The sequence below is a fragment of the Iodobacter violaceini genome, assembly GCF_011601265.1.
Classification (GTDB): Bacteria; Pseudomonadota; Gammaproteobacteria; order Burkholderiales; family Chitinibacteraceae; genus Iodobacter; species Iodobacter violaceini.
On the sequence record NZ_JAAOLX010000049.1, the window covers coordinates 1 to 271 of the forward strand.

Genomic DNA, 271 nt, shown 5'->3' on the forward strand with positions numbered 1-271 from the left:
GCTGCTTCTGCTGCTTCTACAGTACAAAAAGCTCAAGCTAAAAAAGTAGCTGCTTCTGCTGCTTCTACAGTACAAAAAGCTCAAGCTAAGAAAGCTGCTGCTTCTGCTGCTTCTACAGTACAAAAAGCTCAAGCTAAGAAAGTAGCTGCTTCTGCTGCTTCTACAGTACAAAAAGCTCAAGCTAAGAAAGCTGCTGCTTCTGCTGCTTCTACAGTACAAAAAGCTCAAGCTAAAAAAGTAGCTGCTTCTGCTGCTTCTACAGTACAAAAAG

General features: G+C 42.1%; 1 protein-coding gene. It reads left to right on the top strand.

Annotation, left to right across the window (positions count from 1 at the left end; all coding sequences use genetic code 11):
• Positions 1-271 (top strand): hypothetical protein (locus HA050_RS21800; RefSeq protein ID WP_205836572.1); only part of this gene is annotated, 271 nt, incomplete at both ends.